This window comes from Nocardia sp. NPDC055165, assembly GCF_053606985.1.
In genome coordinates this window covers 92,866-109,598 of record NZ_JBSGSS010000016.1, presented here as the reverse complement: position 1 = coordinate 109,598, position 16,733 = coordinate 92,866, and the positions used below count along the sequence as shown (strand labels likewise).

Genomic DNA, 16,733 nt, shown 5'->3' with positions numbered 1-16,733 from the left:
GGTTGAGCTGGGAGCATTCGAATTCGCTCTGGGGCATGGGAGTTACTGCCCCCGACGCGCGAAAATTGCCTCCGTGTTAGCGTTTTAGGGCATATTCAGCGCCGAGCTTTCCTGCTCGTTCAGCGAGCAAGTGGGGGAACTGTGACCAACAACGACCATAATCCGACCTCGCCGCCGTGGCTGCAGAGTCCGTCGGCTGACGTGTCCGAAGCTGCGTCCGGTCCCTCCGGTGTGCAGACCGCGACCGAGGACGACATCGAGCCCGCCGACACCGCTGCCGAGCCGACCGGTGACGCTGTCGAGCCGTCGACCGGTGACCAGCCCGTCGCCGAGCCCGGCGCGGCCGGCCTCGCCGACCAGACCGTGTACCAGCCCGCCGGTTTCGCGCCGCCTGGCCAGTTCGCACAGGGCGCGCCGTACTCGGTGCCGGATCCGTACCAGAACAACGGCGGGCAGCCGCCGGTGAACGGCCCCGAGCAGCAGCCGTGGCCGGGTCAACCAGGCGAGCAGCCGTGGCTTCCTGGTCAGCCGAGCGCCGAACAGCCTTACCCCGGTCCGCACGCGACGGGCGAACAGCCGCAGCCCGGCGTGCCGCCGCAGTACCCCGGCGCGGAGGGTCAGCCGTACCCCGGTCCCGAACAGCAGCAGCAGTTCCCCGCCCAGGAGCAGGGCCCGCAGTCCGAGCCCATCTACAGCTGGGCGCCTCCGCCGCCGCCGATGTACCAGCAGCCGATGCAGGGTGGGATGCCGCCCGGTCAGCAGCCGGAACAGCCGGGGCAGTTCCCCGGCCAGCAGCCCGATCAGGGACAGTTCCCCGGTCAGCACGGGCAGTTCCCCGGCCAGCTCGGCCAGCCTGGTCCCCCGCCGGGTCAGCAGTGGGGCGGCGGCCCGGCTCCCCAGCAGCAGCAGCCGTTCCAGCCGCAGCACATGCAGGCACCGGGCCAGCCCGGCCATTCGGTCAACGACCTGAACCTGCTCAAGCGCGCGCGGAAGTCACCGCGCAGCGGGTGGCGCAAGGCTGTGCACAAGGTGTCCGGCGGTGTGATCAACCCGGGTGAGTCGGCGGCGGATGTCGTCTACCGCGATCTCGGCGAACGGGTCAACCAGCCCGTGCGCGGCGACTACCGGATCGCGATCCTCTCGCTCAAGGGCGGTGTCGGCAAGACCACCACCACGGTCGGTCTCGGCTCCACCTTCGCGTCCCAGCGTGGTGACCGCGTCATCGCCATCGACGCCAACCCCGACCTGGGCACGCTCGCCCACCGGGTACCGCGCCAGACCCGTTCGACGGTGCGCAATCTGCTCGAAGACCAGCAGATCACCCGCTACTCGGATGTCCGCGCACACACCTCGCAGGCCCCGAGCCGACTGGAAGTGCTTGCCTCCGAACAGGATCCGGCCGTGTCGGAGGCCTTCAGCGAGGCCGACTACCGCAAGGCCATCGGCATCCTGCAGTCGTTCTACAACATCATCCTCACCGACTGCGGCACCGGCCTGATGCACTCGGCGATGTCGGGCGTGCTGGACATGGCGAGCTCGCTGGTGCTGGTCACCTCCCCCGCGATCGACGGTGCGCGCAGCGCGTCGGCGACGCTGGACTGGCTCGATCACCACGGCTACTCCAAGCTGGTCGAACGCACCGTCGTCGTCGTGAACGCTTCTCGCCGTGGCGCTTCCACGGTCGACCTGGATCAGCTGCGCAAGCTGTTCCTCGACCGCACCCGCGCCGTGCAGATCGTCCCGTTCGACGATCACCTGGCCGAGGGCGCCGAGATCGATCTCGAACTGGTCAGCAAGCCGACCAGGCGGGCCCTGCTCGAACTGGCCGCGATGGTCGCCGACGACTTCAGCTACCACGGTCAGCAGCAGCCGTATCAGCCGGGCCAGCCCTACCCGGGTCAGCAGTACCAGCCGGGTCAGTTCTGAGGTAGCACCGTCAGCGCGCGATCACCTCGCGCGCCGCGGCCTCGAACGCGTCGAGCACCGTCGCGATGGCGGGGCTGCGGTGCGCCTGCGGGCGGGTGATGATCTCGTAGACCCTGGCCGCGCGGACCCCGGCCAGCGGTAGCACCGACAAGTCGGGGTGAGCTACGGCGTAACGCGGCATCAGCGCGACGCCGTAGCCGGAGACCACGAGCGTTTCGATCACCCGGAACTCGTTGAGCCGCTGCGCGATCCGTGGCCGTACCCCGGTGACGGTGGCGATGGACTCGAGCACGTCGTCGACCGGGAACCCGCCGCGCACGCTCACCCAGGTCTCCTCGGCGAGTTCTTCCGGGCACACCGACGAACGCCCGGCCAGCGGATGATCCGGTGCGACTACGACATCGATGGGCTCACGCATCAGCACCCGCGCCGACAATCTCGGCCCGGTCAGCGACGGCGCGCGTTCGTCGCGATGGGTGAGCACGATGTCGTAGTCGGCCAGTAGTTTCGACGCCTCACTCGGCGGCAGGTCCTCGTCGCCCGCGACCAGTTCGACCCCGCTGGTGGCCAGCGTGGCGAGCACGGGCGGCAACAGCAGTGCCGCACCGGACGGGAACGACGCCACCCGCACCTGACCCCGCGGTGAGCCCCGGTAGTGGGCCATCTCGGCGGTGGCCCGGTCCATCGCGGCGAGCACGTCGTCGGCCCGGAGCACCAGCGCCTGCCCCGCGTCGGTGAGCCGCACCCGGCGTCCGTCCGGTTCGAGCAGCGCAACCCCGGCCTCTCTGCCGAGCACCTTCAACTGCTGCGAGACCGCCGACGGGGTCATCGACAGCACCTCGGCGACGGCGGCGACCGTGCCGCGGTCGGCCAGCTCACGCAGAATGCGCAGGCGCTCGATCGAGAACATGAAGTAAAACTACGTTATCTCTCCACATTTATTCGATTGTGCTGATCTTTAGCGGCCCGCACGATAAGGGCGTGACCTCCCGTGATCGCCTGCTCGGACTGACCGTCGTTGTGCTCTGGGGCCTGAACTTCCTGGCCATCCGCATCGGCCTCGACCACTTCCCGCCCTTTTTCTTCGTCGCGCTGCGCTTCGCCGTCATCGCGATCCCCGTGCTGATCTTCATTCCACGTCCGGCCGTGCGCACCCGCTGGCTGCTGCTCTACGGCACCGGCTTCGGCATTCTGCAGTTCGCGTTCCTGTTCACGGCGATGCGCACCGGCATGCCGACCGGCCTCGCCTCGCTGGTACTGCAGTCCTCGGCGCCGTTCACGGTGATGCTGGGCGCGGTGCTGTTGCGCGAGCGCTTGCGGCCGGTGCAGGTCGCCGGACTCGCGGTGGCCGTGTTCGGCATGGTCATCATCGGCGCCGACCGCTTGGCCAACGCCACCCTGCTGCCGGTCCTGCTGACGTTGGCGGGTGGCCTGGGCTGGGCGTTCGGCAATATCGGCGCCCGTCAGGCCGGTGCCGACTCCCCCGGCTACAACCCCCTGCACCTGACGCTGTGGATGTCGGTGGTTCCCGTCGTGCCGATGCTGGCGCTGTCGATGGCTGTCGAGGGGCCTGGCACCGGTTTCCGCGCGGTCGGCGCCGCGTTCTCCGCCGACGGCCTGCCCGCACTCGGCGCCGTCGCCTACATCGCCGTCCTCGCGACCGTGTGCGGTTCGGGCCTGTGGACCTATCTGATGAGCCGCTATCCGGCGGGCACCGTGGCGCCGTTGTCGCTGCTCGTGCCGGTCGTCGGCATCGCGGCGGCGTGGGTGGTCCTCGACGAACAGCCGTCGGTGGCCGCGCTGATCGGCGGGGCGATCGTGATCGCGGGCGCCTTCGCGGCAACCACCGGCCTGGGCCTTCCGAAGGCGCCATCGCCCGCCCCCACCCCGGAATTGGCCCGAGCCTGAACCCGAATTCAGCCCACGACCGCTCGAGCTCTGGCTAGCATGTGACCGGTCGCCCGATGTGTTTCCGTGCGACCGGTCGGTTTTGAGCTCGCGAACGACGCACAGGTCGATACAGCCAGGTCTTCGCCGCGCTCTAGAGTGGTAGCAAATCCCAGGCAATACTCGAGCAAGGCAGCTGAACAGCGTATGGCGGAACAGCGGTTGCCCGTTTCGCGAAGGAACCTTCTTCGTGGCACGGTCGCAGCGGGGGTGATAGCGGCGGGGGCCGTGGCGGGAGCGCCGGGATTCGCCGCGCCGCCGGGGCGCCGGGTAGCGGTTCTCGGCGGCGGTGTCGCCGGGCTCACGGCCGCGCACGAACTGGCCGAGCGCGGGTTCGAGGTCACCGTGTACGAGGCACGCGCGCTGGGCGGCAAGGCCCGCAGCGTGGGGGTGCCGGGTACCGGCCGCGACGGCAGACCCGATCTGCCCGGCGAGCACGGGTTCCGTTTCTTCCCCGGCTTCTATCAGAACCTGCCCGACACGATGCGCCGCATTCCGCATCCGGGCAATCCCGACGGCGTGTGGAACAACCTCATCGCCGTGCCGGAGGCCCGGTTCTCCCGCCGTGACAGCGACGACATCACCCTTGCCCTGCCCGACAGCTTCACCGCCGCGCAGGCGACGCCGGACTCGATCCGCGAAACCCTGGCCGGCACCATCGCCACGACCGCCAAGATGTCGGCGGCGGAAGGCCTGTTCTTCGCCAATCGGCTGATGGTGTTCAACACCAGCTGCGATGCCCGCCGTTTCGGCCAGTGGGAGCACACCTCCTGGTACGACTTCGTGCACGGGCACGAACGTTCGCACGAGTTCCGCGCGGTCGTGTCCCGGTCGCTGACATCGATCATGGTCGCCGCCAAGGAGAACCTGGCCAGCACTCGCACCATCGGCAGCATGGGCGAACAGTTCCTCGGCAACCCGCTCGGCCTCGGCAACGACGGCGGCCTCGACCGCGTGCTCAACAACACGACCAACGCCGCCTGGATCGATCCGTGGGTGCGGCACCTGCGTGAGCTGGGCGTGCGTTTCGAACTCGGCGCACGGGTCAGCGAACTCGAGGTGCGCGACCGGCGGATCCGGGCGGCCCGGATCACCGACGCCACGGGCGCGCGCACCGTCGACGCCGACTATTTCGTGGTGGCGCTGCCGGTGGAACACGCGAGAAAACTGTGGTCGTCGCAGGTACTCGCCGTGGCGCCCGAACTCGCCGCGACGGAGCGGCTCTTCGTCGATTGGATGAACGGAATACAGATCTATTTCCGTGCGCCCCTGCATATTTCGCGCGGACACACGGCCTATGTCGATTCGCCGTGGTCACTCACCTCGATCAGCCAGAATCAGCTGTGGACCGATAAACTGCCGTCCTTCGGCGACGGCACGGTGGCCGATTGCCTTTCGATCGATATCTCCGACTGGAATTCGCCGGGAATGCTGTACGGCAAACCCGCCACCGCGTGCACCCACGAGGAGATCTTCCGCGAAGTCTGGGCACAGTTGAGCAGCCATCTCAACGATCGTGAACAATTGCTCCGGCCCGCCGATGTGCATTCCTGGTTTCTCGATCCGGGAATCACCTGGCAGGGCAGTCACAACGCGAATGCCGACCCGTTGCTCATCAATACCGCCGGCTCCTGGGATGCCCGCCCCGAGGCGCACGGGTCGATCGAGAATCTCTTCCTCGCAGGTGACTACGTGCGCACCGATGTGGACCTGGCGACCATGGAGGGCGCCAACGAGTCGGCCCGTGCGGCGGTGAACGCGCTGCTCGACGTGGCGGGCTCGCCGGCACCGCGCTGCCGTGGTTTCCGGCTGCGCCGCACCCCCGAACTGGAGCCGCTGCGCATCATCGACGCCGACCGCTACGCCAAGGGCATGCCCAACCTTTTCGACGAACCGACCTGACCCGGACAAGCTCACACCGCTCCCGCACGCGCGCCCGGACGGCGCGCACATAGACTCGCGGCGTGGCAGACATCTCGGTGCGTGGACGCTTGGCCTTGCGAGCAGCGGCAGCAGCGTCGTGGGCTTCGCAGAAGGCGGGTCGCGGCAAGGGTTCGATGATCGGCGGCCTGATCGCGTTGAAGATCGATCCGTCGATCATGACGCAGCTCGGGCGCGGTCGGCGAACGGTGCTGATCACCGGCACGAACGGTAAGTCGACCACCACCCGGATGACGACCGCCGCGCTCGGCACGCTCGGCGACGTCGCCACCCAGGCCGACGGCGCCAATATGGACGCGGGCATCGTGGCCGCGCTCAGCCTGCACCCGGGTGTGGCGCTGGCCGCGATCGAGGTCGACGAGCTGCACCTGCCGCACGTGAGCGACGCGCTGGATCCGGCCGCCGTGGTACTGCTCAACCTCAGCCGCGACCAGCTCGACCGGGTCGGCGAGATCAACATGATCGAACGCAAGCTGCGTGCCGGGCTCCTGCGTCATCCCGACGCGGTCGTCATCGCCAACTGTGACGACGTGCTGGTGGCCTCCATCGCCTACGACCACCCGAATGTGGTGTGGGTGTCGGCGGGCAGCGGCTGGGCCGTCGACGCGACGAGTTGTCCGCGCAGCGGCGAGCCGATCGTCTGGGAGGGCGAGAACTGGCGCTCGACCGGTGCCGATTTCCATCGCCCGCAGCCGGTGTGGTGGCTCGAGGGCGAAGACCTGTGCGGCCCTGACGGTTTCCGCGCTCCACTGCATCTGGCGCTGCCGGGTCGCGCGAATCGCGGCAATGCCGCGCAGGCGGTGGCCGCGGCGGTCGCGATGGGCGCCGAGCCCGCGAAGGCCACCGATGCCACCGGCACTGTGCGCGAGATCGCGGGCCGCTACCGCACCGTCACCGTCGGCGACCACGACGCGCGGTTGCTGCTGGCCAAGAACCCCGCGGGCTGGCAGGAAGCGCTGTCGATGATCGACCCGGCCTCGGCCGGTCTGGTGATCGCGGTGAACGGTCAGGTGCCCGACGGCGAGGACCTGTCGTGGCTGTGGGACGTGCGGTTCGAGCACTTCGAGGGCGTGCAGGTGGTCGCCTCGGGCGAGCGCGCCACCGATCTCGCCGTGCGCCTCACCTACGCGGGTGTCGAGCACACGCTCGTCCCGGATCCCGTGCGCGCCATCGCCTCCTGTCCCCCCGGACATGTCGAGGTGCTGGCCAACTACACCGCGTTCCGCGATCTCAACCGTGACCTGGAGGCCCGCAAGTGAGCGAGTCAACCCTTCGTATCGGCCTCGTGCTGCCCGACGTGATGGGCACCTACGGCGACGGCGGCAATGCCCTGGTCCTGCGCCAGCGCCTGCGGATGCGGGGCTACGACGCCGAGATCATCGACATCACCCTCGCCGATCCCGTCCCGGATTCCTTCGACATCTACACCCTCGGCGGCGCCGAGGACTCCGCGCAGCGCCTGGCCACCCGCCACCTGCAGAAGTACCCCGGCCTCCAGCAGGCCGCCGCCAAGGGCGCACCGGTGCTCGCGATCTGCGCCGCCATCCAGGTGCTCGGCAACTGGTACGAGACCTCGGCGGGCGAAAAGGTCGACGGCGTCAGCCTTTTCGACGTCACCACCTCGCCGCAGAAGGTGCGCGCCATCGGCGAGGTCACCACCACGCCGCTGGTTCCCGGCCTGAAAGCGCCTCTCACCGGCTTCGAGAACCACCGGGGCGGCACGACTCTCGGCTCCGATGCCACCCCGCTGGCCCGCGTGACCCGAGGTGTCGGCAACGGCGTGGGCGACGGCACCGAGGGCGTGGTCCAGGGCTCGGTCTTCGGCACCTACCTGCACGGCCCCGCGCTCGCCCGCAACCCCGAGCTGGCCGATCTCCTCATCGCCAAGGCCCTCGGTATCCCCGCCACCGACCTGGCTCCCCTCGACCTTCCCGAGGTCGATCGCCTCCGCAAGGAACGCCTGCGCGCCTGACCCGACAGCGGATCGACGCCGCCGCGCGGACTTCCGCTCATCGCGACTTTTAACCTCCCGTAACCGCTACCTGCGCCGATAGCGTCTCCCTTCGCAGTGCTGGACGAATCCGCCCGGCACCGGAGGTGAGGAGTGCCGAGGTGACCGCAGTGGTGTCGACCGTGGACGCCGACGAAGCGGCCGGTGCGAAACCGAGCACTGCGAAGGCACCTCGGCGGGGTGGTTCGGTGCTGGCCGCGGTGGTGGCGCTCGGCGTCGTGCTGGCCGGCTGGACGGTGGTGACGGCCGCCGGATTGGTCGACCCGCTGTATCTGCCGTCGCCGAAGGCGGTGTGGGATGCCTTCGTGCGCGCCAATTCCACGCATCGGATCGCCGACGGCGTGGATCGGTTCGTGGTCGGCGAGCAGAACTACTACCTGTGGGAACACCTGCTGGCCAGCCTCCAGCGGATCGCGATCGGGGTGGGTGCGGCGATCGTCGTCGGGCCGCTGGTCGGGTTCGTGATGGGGATGGTCGCGCCGGTGCGGTGGGTCACCGAGCCGATCCTGAACTTTCTGCGCGCCCTGCCGCCGCTGGGTTACATCGGTCTGCTCATCGTGTGGTTCGGCATCGGCGACACCGCCAAGATCTGGCTGCTGTTCCTCGCCGCCTTCCCGCCGATCGTCATCGCGACGCTCGACGGCGTACTGGGCGTCAAACAGGACTACCTCAACGCGGCGCGCTCACTGGGCGCCGGTCGCGCACAGGTTATTTCCCTCGTCGTACTCCCCGCCACCCTGCCCAACGTGATCAGCGGTATCCGCATCGCGACGGCTTTCGCCTGGACCACGGTCGTGGCCGCCGAACTCAACAACGGCATCCCCGGCATCGGCGGACTCGCGTATATCGCGGGCACGCAACTGAATACGCCGCTCACCATCGCCTGCATCATCGTGATCGGCGTGGCGGCGATGCTGCTGGACGCGGTGATCGTGTTCATCGGCGCCCGAGCTGTTCCCTGGAAAGGCAAAGTATGAAAACCGCACTGCGCAGGGTCGTCGCGACCTCGGCCGCACTCTCCGCCGTTGTCGCTGTCACCGCGGGCTGCGTGGAATCGGGGCGCGAGGACACCGGCGCGGCCGCGAGCTGCCCGTTCGCCGCCGATCCGAGCGTTACCAGCACCGTTCGCCTCGGCTTCCAAGCCATCCCCAACGGCGATCTGGTGGTGAAGGACCGCAACCTGCTGCAGGCGTGCCTGCCGAACGCGAAGATCACCTGGAGCCAGTTCTCCTCCGGCGCCGATGTGGTGCAGGCCTTCGGCGCGGGCGGACTCGATATCGGCACGCTCGGTTCGAGCCCGGCGACCAAGGCCCTGTCGGCGCCGCTGAACCTGCCCGTGCAGGTGGTGTGGATCCACGATGTGATCGGCACCTCGGAATCGCTTGTCGTGCGGGACAAGTCGATCACTACCCTGGCCGGGCTGACGGGCAAGAAGGTGGCCACGCCCTTCGGCTCCACCTCCCACTACAGCTTGCTCGCCGCGCTGGACAAGGCCGGTCTCACCGGCAAGGTGGAGCTGATCAACCTCGCCCCCGACGCGATTCCCGGTGCGTGGCAAGGCAATCAGATCGATGCCGCCTGGGTCTGGGACCCGACGCTGTCCAAGCTCACCGCGGCGGGCGGCACGGTGCTCACCAGTAGTGCCGAGACCGCGGCGGGCGGTGCGCCGACCTTCGACGTCGCCATCGCCGACAAGAAATTCCTCGCCGACAATGCCGCGTTCGCGAAGACCTGGGCCAAGGTGCAGGACTACGCCGTCGGTCAGCTGAAGAACCAGCAGGCCGAGGCCGCGGTGTCGATCGGCGCGCAGCTCGGTATCGCCCCCGACAAGGTCGTTCCGCAGCTGGCGGGCTACCAGTACCTGCCCGCCGCCGAGCAGGCAGGCGCGAAGTACCTGGGTGGCGGCTTCGGCGCGGACCTCGCCGGTACCGCGCGATTCCTGTTGAGCCAGGGCGGCATCGCCGCGGTCGGCACCGATCAGCAGTACCGCGACGGCATCTCCGCCACCGCCGCGGCGGGCGCGGGCTCGTGACCGCGGGGCCGGTGGCCGCCGATGCCGAGCGGGTGACGTTGACCGGGGTGAGCAAGAGCTACCCCGGTCCCGACGGCGACGTCGTGGTGCTCGCGCCGACCGACCTCACCATCGAACCCGGCGAATTCGTCTGCGTCATCGGCCCTTCCGGCTGCGGCAAGTCCACCCTGCTCAACATCCTCGCCGGATTCCTCCCACCGACCTCGGGTGCGGTGCGGGTCGGCGATCGGGTGATCGACGGACCCGATCCCGACCGCGGCGTGGTCTTCCAGCAGGCCAACCTCTACCCCTGGCTCTCGGTCCGCGGCAATGTCGAGTTCGCCCCGAAAGTCCGTGGGGTGTCGAAGCAGACGCGGCGGGCCGACGCGCAGCGGCTGCTGGAGCTGGTCGGACTCGACCAGCTCGGCGACCGCAAGCCCTACGAGCTCTCCGGCGGCCAGCAGCAGCGCGCGCAGATCGCCCGCGTGCTGATCAACGATCCCGGCATCGTGCTCATGGACGAGCCCTTCGGCGCCCTCGACGCGTTGACCAGGGAACGACTCCAGCGCGAACTGCTCACCCTGTGGCGCGATCGCCGCAAGACGGTGCTGTTCGTCACCCACGGCATCGAGGAAGCCATCCTCCTCGGCACCCGAATCCTGGTGATGGGCACCGAGCCCGGCCGGATCGTGCACGATGTCACGCCCACCTTCGAGGCGGGCGCCGACTTCGCCACGATCCGTGCCGACCCCGAGTTCAGCGCCCTCCGAGACGAATTGGCTCGCCACATCTACGCGGCGCACGCCTGATCTAGACGGCGACGCTCACCTGCCGACGGGTGATGAGCCAGCCGACGAGCGCGGCGAGCGGGAACATCAGCACGCCGTAGACCGCGGCGGGAACGGCCAGCTCGGTGCTGTCGAGCACGCTGATCGCGATGGTGATGGCGATGGTGCTGTTGTGGATACCGACCTCGAACGAGCAGGCGATGGCCTGGCGGTCGGCGACGCCGAGCAGGCGCGGCAGGTAGTAGCCGACCGACAGGCTGATCAGGCAGAACACGACGGTGATGGCGCCGACGTCGGCGAGCGAGTCGGTCAGGGTCTCCCGCTCGCTGACGATGGTGCCGACGATCACCAGCAGCAAGGTGATCGCCGACCCGATGCGGACCGGCTTGTCCATCCGGTCCGCGAACTCCGCCGACCAGCGGCGCACCAGCATGCCCAGGCCGACCGGAACCAGCACGATGGCGAACACCTGGATCACCTTGCTCAGCTGCAAACCGACGGAACCGTCCTCGCCGCTCGGCTCGAAGTAGCCGATGGCGAAGTTGGTCACCAGCGGCACGGTGACGACCGCGATGATCGAATTGACCGCGGTCAGCGACACATTCAGCGCCACGTCACCACGGAAGAGGTGGCTGAACAGGTTCGCTGTCGTCCCGCCGGGCGAGGCGGCGAGCAGCATCATGCCGACCGCCAGAATCGGCGTCAGGTCGAACAGCAGCACCAGGCCGAACGCGACCACCGGTAGCACCAGCAATTGGCAGACCAGCGCGATGGCGACGATGCGCGGCGTCTTCGCGATGCGGGCGAAGTCGGCGCCGGTGAGCGAGAGCCCGAGGCCGAACATGATCACCGCCAGCGCCAACGGCAGACCGACTGATACCAGTGGAGAGTTCATAGCCACACACTTCTCGTCGAGCAGTCCGGGTCGAGGTACCGACCGGATTGAGACGCTCCGGTCTCAATCTCGCAGCGTAGCCAGCTGTGACGTTCGTCGCAGCGAAATCGACAAGGTATTACCCCGTCGAGACGACAGCCTCCGGAGCGGCGGCATGACTGCCGGTGCACAGATCGTGGACGAAGCGCATCTTCTCCAGCACCCGCTCCGGCAACACGAAGGGGTACAGGTCGTCGCGGCCCATCGAGCGGTTGACCATGTTCAGCGACCAGGTCAGCGGCAGCCAGAGCTCGATGATCTTGTCGAACCCGGCGCGGCCGATCTGTGGGCGGTCCAGCGTCGCACCCGCCGGGGCGAGTCCGAAGGCGGCCGCCGTGTCGAGGGTGTCGCGGATGTGCAGGTAGTGGGCGAAGGTCTCGGCCCAGTCCTCGGCGGCGTGCATCGTGGCGTAGGAGGAGACGTAGTCGCGTTTCCAGCCGCTGGGCGCACCCTGGGAATAGTGGCGGTCCAGTGCCGCCTGGTAGTCGGCGAAGGGATCGCCGAACAGGTCGCGAAAGCGTTGCAGGGCAGCGTCGTCGGCGACGAGCACGGAGAAGTAGTAGTGCCCGGTCTCGTGCCGGAAGTGGCCGAGCAACGTGCGGTACGGCTCGGCCATCTCGATGCGCAACTGCTCGCGGTGCGGGTCGTCGGCCTCGGCCAGGTCGAGGGTGACCACGCCGTCCATATGGCCGGTGAGCACGCCGTCGGTCCGGCTGGACAGCAGATCGAAGGCCAGCCCGTGTTCGGGATCCTCGTCGCGGCCGACGATCGGCAGCCCGAGCTCGACCAGCTCGAAGATCAATCGCCGTTTGGCCGTCTCGGCCTCGGCGAACGCGGCGAGGCCGTCGGTGTCGGTGTCGTTGGGCCTGGTCCTGGTGAGCTTGCACGACACGCACAGGCCGGGACCGGACGCGTCACCGTCGACCAGCCAATTGCACTGCGCCACATGCAGGTTGTCGCACAGGCGGAAGCGATCGCTGTCGACGACGCCGGCCACGTGGTCGATCGCCTCGTCGCTCGGCGGGTCACCGATCACCACCAGCGCCCGTTCCCCCAGGCTGAAACCCAGTGCGCTGCGGCACGACAGGCAGACAGAGTTCTCGAAAGCCAGCTGCTGGCCACAGTTCGGACAGACGAAATCACGCACGGACTACACCTCCACCGGGGCCACATCGACCGATACCTTGATTGTGGACTGCTTCGCGTCGGTGTAGATGATGCCACGCAGCGGCGGAACGTCCTGGTAATCGCGACCCCACGCCACGGTCACGTACCGCTCGTCGGCGAACTGGTCGTTGGTGGGGTCGAAGGCGATCCAGCGGCCGGTGCGATCGGTGTCGTCGGCGCCGGGCAACCAGACCGCGGCCCACGCGTGCGTGGCGTCGACGCCGACCATGCGTTCCTTGCCCGGCGGCGGGTCGGTGGCGAGATAGCCGGAGACGTAGCGTGCGGCCAGGCCCTGCGCGCGCAGGCACGCCGCGCCGATTCGGGCGAAGTCCTGGCACACGCCTTCGCGGGCGGCGAACACGTCGGCCACGCTGGTGCTCACCGTCGTGGACCCGGAACGGTACTGGAAGTCGTGGTGGATGCGCGTGTTCAGCTCGGTCACGGCTTCGAGCAGCGGCCTGCCCGGCGGGAAACTCTCCACGGCGTACGCGACGACGTCGGGGGTGATCTCGGGCGGGAGCAGATCGAGGGTGAACTCGACGGCCAGCGGGCCGGTGGCAGACGTAGGACGCGCCGACTCCCATGGCATGTCGGCACCCGGCAGCGCCGCCGGGTCTGCGCCGTCGACATCGATGAGGGACTCGCCGGTGACCTCGAGGTTGCGATGCTCGGAGGTCACGTGGAAATACGTCGTGGTGTTGCCGTAGACGTCGGTGCCCACCGAGCGGTCCGAGGGCACCGGGTCGATGTAGATCTCGTGCTCGAGCAGGCGCTGACCCGGATATTCGCGCGGGGTGAGATACGCGCGACCGTAGGAGCTGGTCACCTCGTCGGAGTAGCTGTAGGTGGTGCGGTGCACCACCATGTATCGCCGGGTCATCCGACCATCCTGGTATTGCCCCAGAGCGGCTGAATACCCAGCGGGACGGTGAGTTTGGTGGCCTCGAACGATTCGGCCAGCTTGCGCAGTCGCAAGTGCACCCCCTCCAGCAGTTCCACCAGTTCGGTGCGCACGCCGTCGTCGTCGGTGTGTTCCAGGTCGGCCGGGTCGACGCGGCGCAGCATGCGCTGGGCGTCGGCGAGCAGGCGCTGCGAACGCGAGGCGCCGGAACCACCGGGCAGCGCCTGGAAGTCGGCCTCGAGACGGTCGAGCTGATAGATCAGCGACCGCGGGTTGCCCGGGTCGAACAGCAGCAGTCCCGCGAGCGCGGCCACGTGCGCCGAACCACGATGGCGGCGACGGTAACTCACCGCCGACTCGGTGGCGGTGAGCACGGCCTCCGCGACCACCCCTTGCACTTCGGCCGAACTCCGTCGCCCCAGCGCGGCATTGATCAGCGACGTCACCGCCAGCCCGCGCTCGATCCGTTTACCGATATCCATGACGTACCAGCCGGTGTCGCGCACCAGCGACTCCGCGCCGATCCCCGACAGCGACAGCAGCGCCGCCAGCGCCAGCGAATGCACCGACGACAACGCCGTCTCCTGTTCGGTACTGGCACTGCGGAATTCGGCCAGTGCGCGGTCGACGGCGCCGATGATCATCCAGGTGTCACCGGACAATTGATCGCGCACCGCTCGCGCGGCGGATCCGTAGTGATCCACCGCGTACGACAGCGACCCGGCCAGCTCACGATCACCGGTCAACGAGGCCAGGTACCCGAACCCCTCAGCCGAAGCTCCGGCCACCGCCCGCCGCGCGGCCACGCCGTCCTGACCACTGGAATCCATGGCTCGGTGGGTGAACTGGCCCTGCGCCTGTCGCGACCGAGCGAGCACCGGCTCGGGCTCGGGGGCCGGCACCGGCTCCGAACCACGCTCGGGCGTGACACCGGTGGTGCGCAGCGCGCGGGCCAGCGCACTGGTCCCCGCCCGCTCCCACGGCGCCTCTGCCTCGGAATCGGGTTCGGGCTCGTCCGCTGTGGGCTGATCCCGACCAGCGGACCGGCTCTGCCCCGCCGACTGTGATGCCTTCGGTTCAGCGGGCGCGTCGTGCTCCGCCGCCTCCGTTCCTGCTTCTTCGCTGACCGAGGACCGCGATGACCGCGTCGCCACCGGGTCAGGCGCTTCGGCGCCTACCGAATCACGGTGCCCAGCATCGGCGTTCGGATCTTCGGTTGCGACATCGCGGGATCGCACGGCCACCAGCTGACCGATTCCGTTGGGCAGCACCGACTCTGGAGCGACGGTGCCCGTGGTGATCGACAGGGCACGCATGAGGATCGGCAAGGCTTCGGCGCCATCGAGCCATGGTCGGTAGCGATAGTCCTGATAGACGTCATGGGTGGCGGCGAGCAGGCGGACCACCGACTCTGCGCGTTCGCTGTAGCGGCCCATCCAGAACAGGTCGTTGAGCACGCGCGGCGAGCTGATCGCCTCGACGACCGGCACCGCCCTGCGCAACCGCTCCTCGTGCGGCGCTTCGGAACTCGCCGCGGGCACGGCCGCCGGAGCCGCGCGGACCCACACGTCCTTCGCGGCCACCTTGATCACGCTCCGGGTCGGTTCGAGCCGCATGCGCTGCTGACCCAGGCCACCCGACATCGCCGTATAGCTGCCCCGTCTGGCCAGCGAGAACAACCGCATACCCACCGGTGCCGGCGCCAGCCCCGCCGGGCCGTCGACCGCGGGCGCGACCGAGAACTCGGCGGGCTCCTGCCCCACCCACTTCCATCGCTCGACCTCGATCCGGGCGGCGAGATCGGCGCGCTCGGCCGCCGACAGGCTCGGTCCGAAGATCGTCGAGCCGTCGACAGCGGAGCGGATCACCAGGTCACCGACGTGCGACACCAAGTGCGCGCGCTCGGTGTCGTCGCCACCCCAGTAGGTGGGGGTGGCATCGAGCAGCAGATCCTCGCCGAGCACCGAGCGGGCGATGCGCGGCAGGAACGGGCTCAGCGCGGGCGATTCCAGCAACCCGCTACCGAGGGTGTTCACCACCGTCACCGCACCGCGACGCAGCACCTCGACCAACCCGACCACGCCGAGCCGCGAATCGGGGCGCAGATCCAGCGGGTCGGAGAACTCGGCGTCCACCCGCCGCAACACCACATCGACCCGTTCCAAGCTGCCGAGCGAGCGCATCCACAGCGCACCGTCGCGCACCACCAGATCAGAACTCTCCACCAGCGGGAACCCGAGCATCTGCGCGAGATAAGCCTGGTCGAAGGCGGTTTCGGAATGCGAACCCGGGCTGAGTACGACGACGACCGGCTCTTCCCCATCGGCCAGTTCGGGCGCCGCCTCCTCGAGCATCAACCGCATGGCCCGCGCGAACGGGCTGAGTGGACGCGGTCCCGCGTGCTCGAACGCCTCGGGAATGGCCGAAGCCACCACACGACGGTCGGCCAGCGCGTACCCGGCGCCCGAGGGTGCCTGCGCCCAGTCGGCGAGAACCCGGAACTGCCCGTCACTCCACCGGCTGATGTCGCAGGCGTGCAGAAAGAGCTGGTGGGTGCCGGGGATCGTGATGCCGTGCGCGGCCCGCACATACCCGGTATTGCCGAACACCACCTCCGGCGGCAACAGGCCCGAACTCAGCAGCCTGCGCGGGCCGTAGACGTCGGTGAGCACCTCATCGAGTACCAGCGAGCGCTGCACGAGACCGGTTTCGAGGCGGGTCCAGTCCTCGGCGGACACCAGCAGCGGAATCGGGTCCAGACGCCACGGTTGCGGTATCGCGGTGTCGTCGTCGCCGCCCAGGCCGACCTCGGTGTAGGTGACACCGTCGTCCTCGATCTGCCTGCGCACCCGGTGATCGATCCGGTCGATCCCGCCGATCCCCTGGTCGATGAAATCGGCCGACAGCTCCGACCACATCGACCGCACCCGCCCACGCCCGTCGACCAACTCGTCGTAATAGCCCCTGGTCGGCCTGCCGCACTCGTCGAAGCGCGCCCCCGCCGAACTGTCAGCCCGATACCGCGCGAACTGCTCGGCAACCTGAGCGCGAACGCCCGATCCCGGCCGATTCCCGCCCCGTTGCGCTTCATCGCGCTGAGCCACCGA

Annotated in this window: 13 protein-coding genes; 8 read left to right on the top strand and 5 right to left on the bottom strand. The window is 68.8% G+C overall.

The features are described 5' to 3' along the window. Positions 1 to 141: 141 nt before the first annotated feature. Entirely contained in the window at positions 142 to 1,926 is a 1,785-nt protein-coding gene (locus tag ACWFRF_RS27960; RefSeq protein WP_452453025.1) for a nucleotide-binding protein, read from the top strand. Positions 1,927 to 1,936: 10 nt separating this feature from the next. On the opposite strand, the gene ACWFRF_RS27955 is transcribed toward ACWFRF_RS27960, so the two are convergent. Next, positions 1,937 to 2,836: a LysR family transcriptional regulator gene (locus tag ACWFRF_RS27955; RefSeq protein ID WP_452453023.1), complete on the bottom strand. Its 900-nt coding sequence runs from the start codon at positions 2,834 to 2,836 to the stop codon at positions 1,937 to 1,939. A 71-nt stretch (positions 2,837 to 2,907) separates the two neighbouring features. Here ACWFRF_RS27955 and ACWFRF_RS27950 point away from each other — a divergent pair, with 71 nt between their 5' ends. The 7 genes from ACWFRF_RS27950 to ACWFRF_RS27920 all read left to right on the top strand — a co-directional run bounded on the left by ACWFRF_RS27950 (position 2,908) and on the right by ACWFRF_RS27920 (position 10,645). After that, positions 2,908 to 3,834, top strand: a complete 927-nt coding sequence (locus ACWFRF_RS27950) for an EamA family transporter (RefSeq protein ID WP_378994370.1) — start codon at positions 2,908 to 2,910, stop codon at positions 3,832 to 3,834. A gap of 186 nt (positions 3,835 to 4,020) precedes the next feature. Then, complete coding sequence (locus ACWFRF_RS27945; protein WP_452453021.1) at positions 4,021 to 5,775, top strand: hydroxysqualene dehydroxylase; 1,755 nt, start codon at positions 4,021 to 4,023, stop codon at positions 5,773 to 5,775. A 62-nt stretch (positions 5,776 to 5,837) separates the two neighbouring features. Further along, the gene (locus ACWFRF_RS27940; RefSeq protein WP_452453020.1) at positions 5,838 to 7,073 is read left to right on the top strand and encodes a MurT ligase domain-containing protein; all 1,236 of its coding nucleotides are present in this window, start codon (positions 5,838 to 5,840) and stop codon (positions 7,071 to 7,073) included. Next, a complete protein-coding gene (locus ACWFRF_RS27935) occupies positions 7,070 to 7,786 on the top strand; it encodes a type 1 glutamine amidotransferase (RefSeq protein ID WP_378660960.1) in 717 nt (238 codons plus the stop codon). The genes ACWFRF_RS27940 and ACWFRF_RS27935 overlap by 4 nt, the downstream gene beginning before the upstream one ends. A gap of 149 nt (positions 7,787 to 7,935) precedes the next feature. Further along, positions 7,936 to 8,802, top strand: a complete 867-nt coding sequence (locus tag ACWFRF_RS27930; protein ID WP_387446168.1) for an ABC transporter permease — start codon at positions 7,936 to 7,938, stop codon at positions 8,800 to 8,802. Next, a complete protein-coding gene (locus ACWFRF_RS27925) occupies positions 8,799 to 9,857 on the top strand; it encodes a taurine ABC transporter substrate-binding protein (protein ID WP_379312830.1) in 1,059 nt (352 codons plus the stop codon). Before ACWFRF_RS27930 ends, ACWFRF_RS27925 begins: the two co-directional genes overlap by 4 nt. Next, the gene (locus ACWFRF_RS27920) at positions 9,854 to 10,645 is read left to right on the top strand and encodes an ABC transporter ATP-binding protein (protein ID WP_452453018.1); all 792 of its coding nucleotides are present in this window, start codon (positions 9,854 to 9,856) and stop codon (positions 10,643 to 10,645) included. The genes ACWFRF_RS27925 and ACWFRF_RS27920 overlap by 4 nt, the downstream gene beginning before the upstream one ends. 1 nt (position 10,646) lies before the next feature. Here the strand turns inward: ACWFRF_RS27920 and ACWFRF_RS27915 are convergent, their stop codons facing one another. The 4 genes from ACWFRF_RS27915 to ACWFRF_RS27900 all read right to left on the bottom strand — a co-directional run bounded on the left by ACWFRF_RS27915 (position 10,647) and on the right by ACWFRF_RS27900 (position 16,730). After that, entirely contained in the window at positions 10,647 to 11,519 is an 873-nt protein-coding gene (locus ACWFRF_RS27915; protein ID WP_378994381.1) for a bile acid:sodium symporter family protein, read from the bottom strand. 118 nt (positions 11,520 to 11,637) lie between these two features. Continuing rightward, complete coding sequence (locus tag ACWFRF_RS27910; protein WP_378638632.1) at positions 11,638 to 12,705, bottom strand: zinc-binding metallopeptidase family protein; 1,068 nt, start codon at positions 12,703 to 12,705, stop codon at positions 11,638 to 11,640. Positions 12,706 to 12,708: 3 nt separating this feature from the next. Beyond that, positions 12,709 to 13,605, bottom strand: a complete 897-nt coding sequence (locus ACWFRF_RS27905) for a transglutaminase family protein (RefSeq protein WP_452453016.1) — start codon at positions 13,603 to 13,605, stop codon at positions 12,709 to 12,711. Beyond that, the gene (locus ACWFRF_RS27900; protein ID WP_452453014.1) at positions 13,602 to 16,730 is read right to left on the bottom strand and encodes a circularly permuted type 2 ATP-grasp protein; all 3,129 of its coding nucleotides are present in this window, start codon (positions 16,728 to 16,730) and stop codon (positions 13,602 to 13,604) included. Before ACWFRF_RS27900 ends, ACWFRF_RS27905 begins: the two co-directional genes overlap by 4 nt. Positions 16,731 to 16,733: the final 3 nt, after the last annotated feature.

Excerpts from the sequence above, each read along its gene's own strand:
- ACWFRF_RS27955 (WP_452453023.1), bottom strand. The coding sequence starts at position 2,836 with ATGTTCTCGATCGAGCGCCTGCGCATTCTGCGTGAGCTGGCCGACCGC.
- ACWFRF_RS27945 (WP_452453021.1), top strand. The coding sequence starts at position 4,021 with ATGGCGGAACAGCGGTTGCCCGTTTCGCGAAGGAACCTTCTTCGTGGC.
- ACWFRF_RS27925 (WP_379312830.1), top strand. The coding sequence starts at position 8,799 with ATGAAAACCGCACTGCGCAGGGTCGTCGCGACCTCGGCCGCACTCTCC.
- ACWFRF_RS27915 (WP_378994381.1), bottom strand. The coding sequence starts at position 11,519 with ATGAACTCTCCACTGGTATCAGTCGGTCTGCCGTTGGCGCTGGCGGTG.
- ACWFRF_RS27905 (WP_452453016.1), bottom strand. The coding sequence starts at position 13,605 with ATGACCCGGCGATACATGGTGGTGCACCGCACCACCTACAGCTACTCC.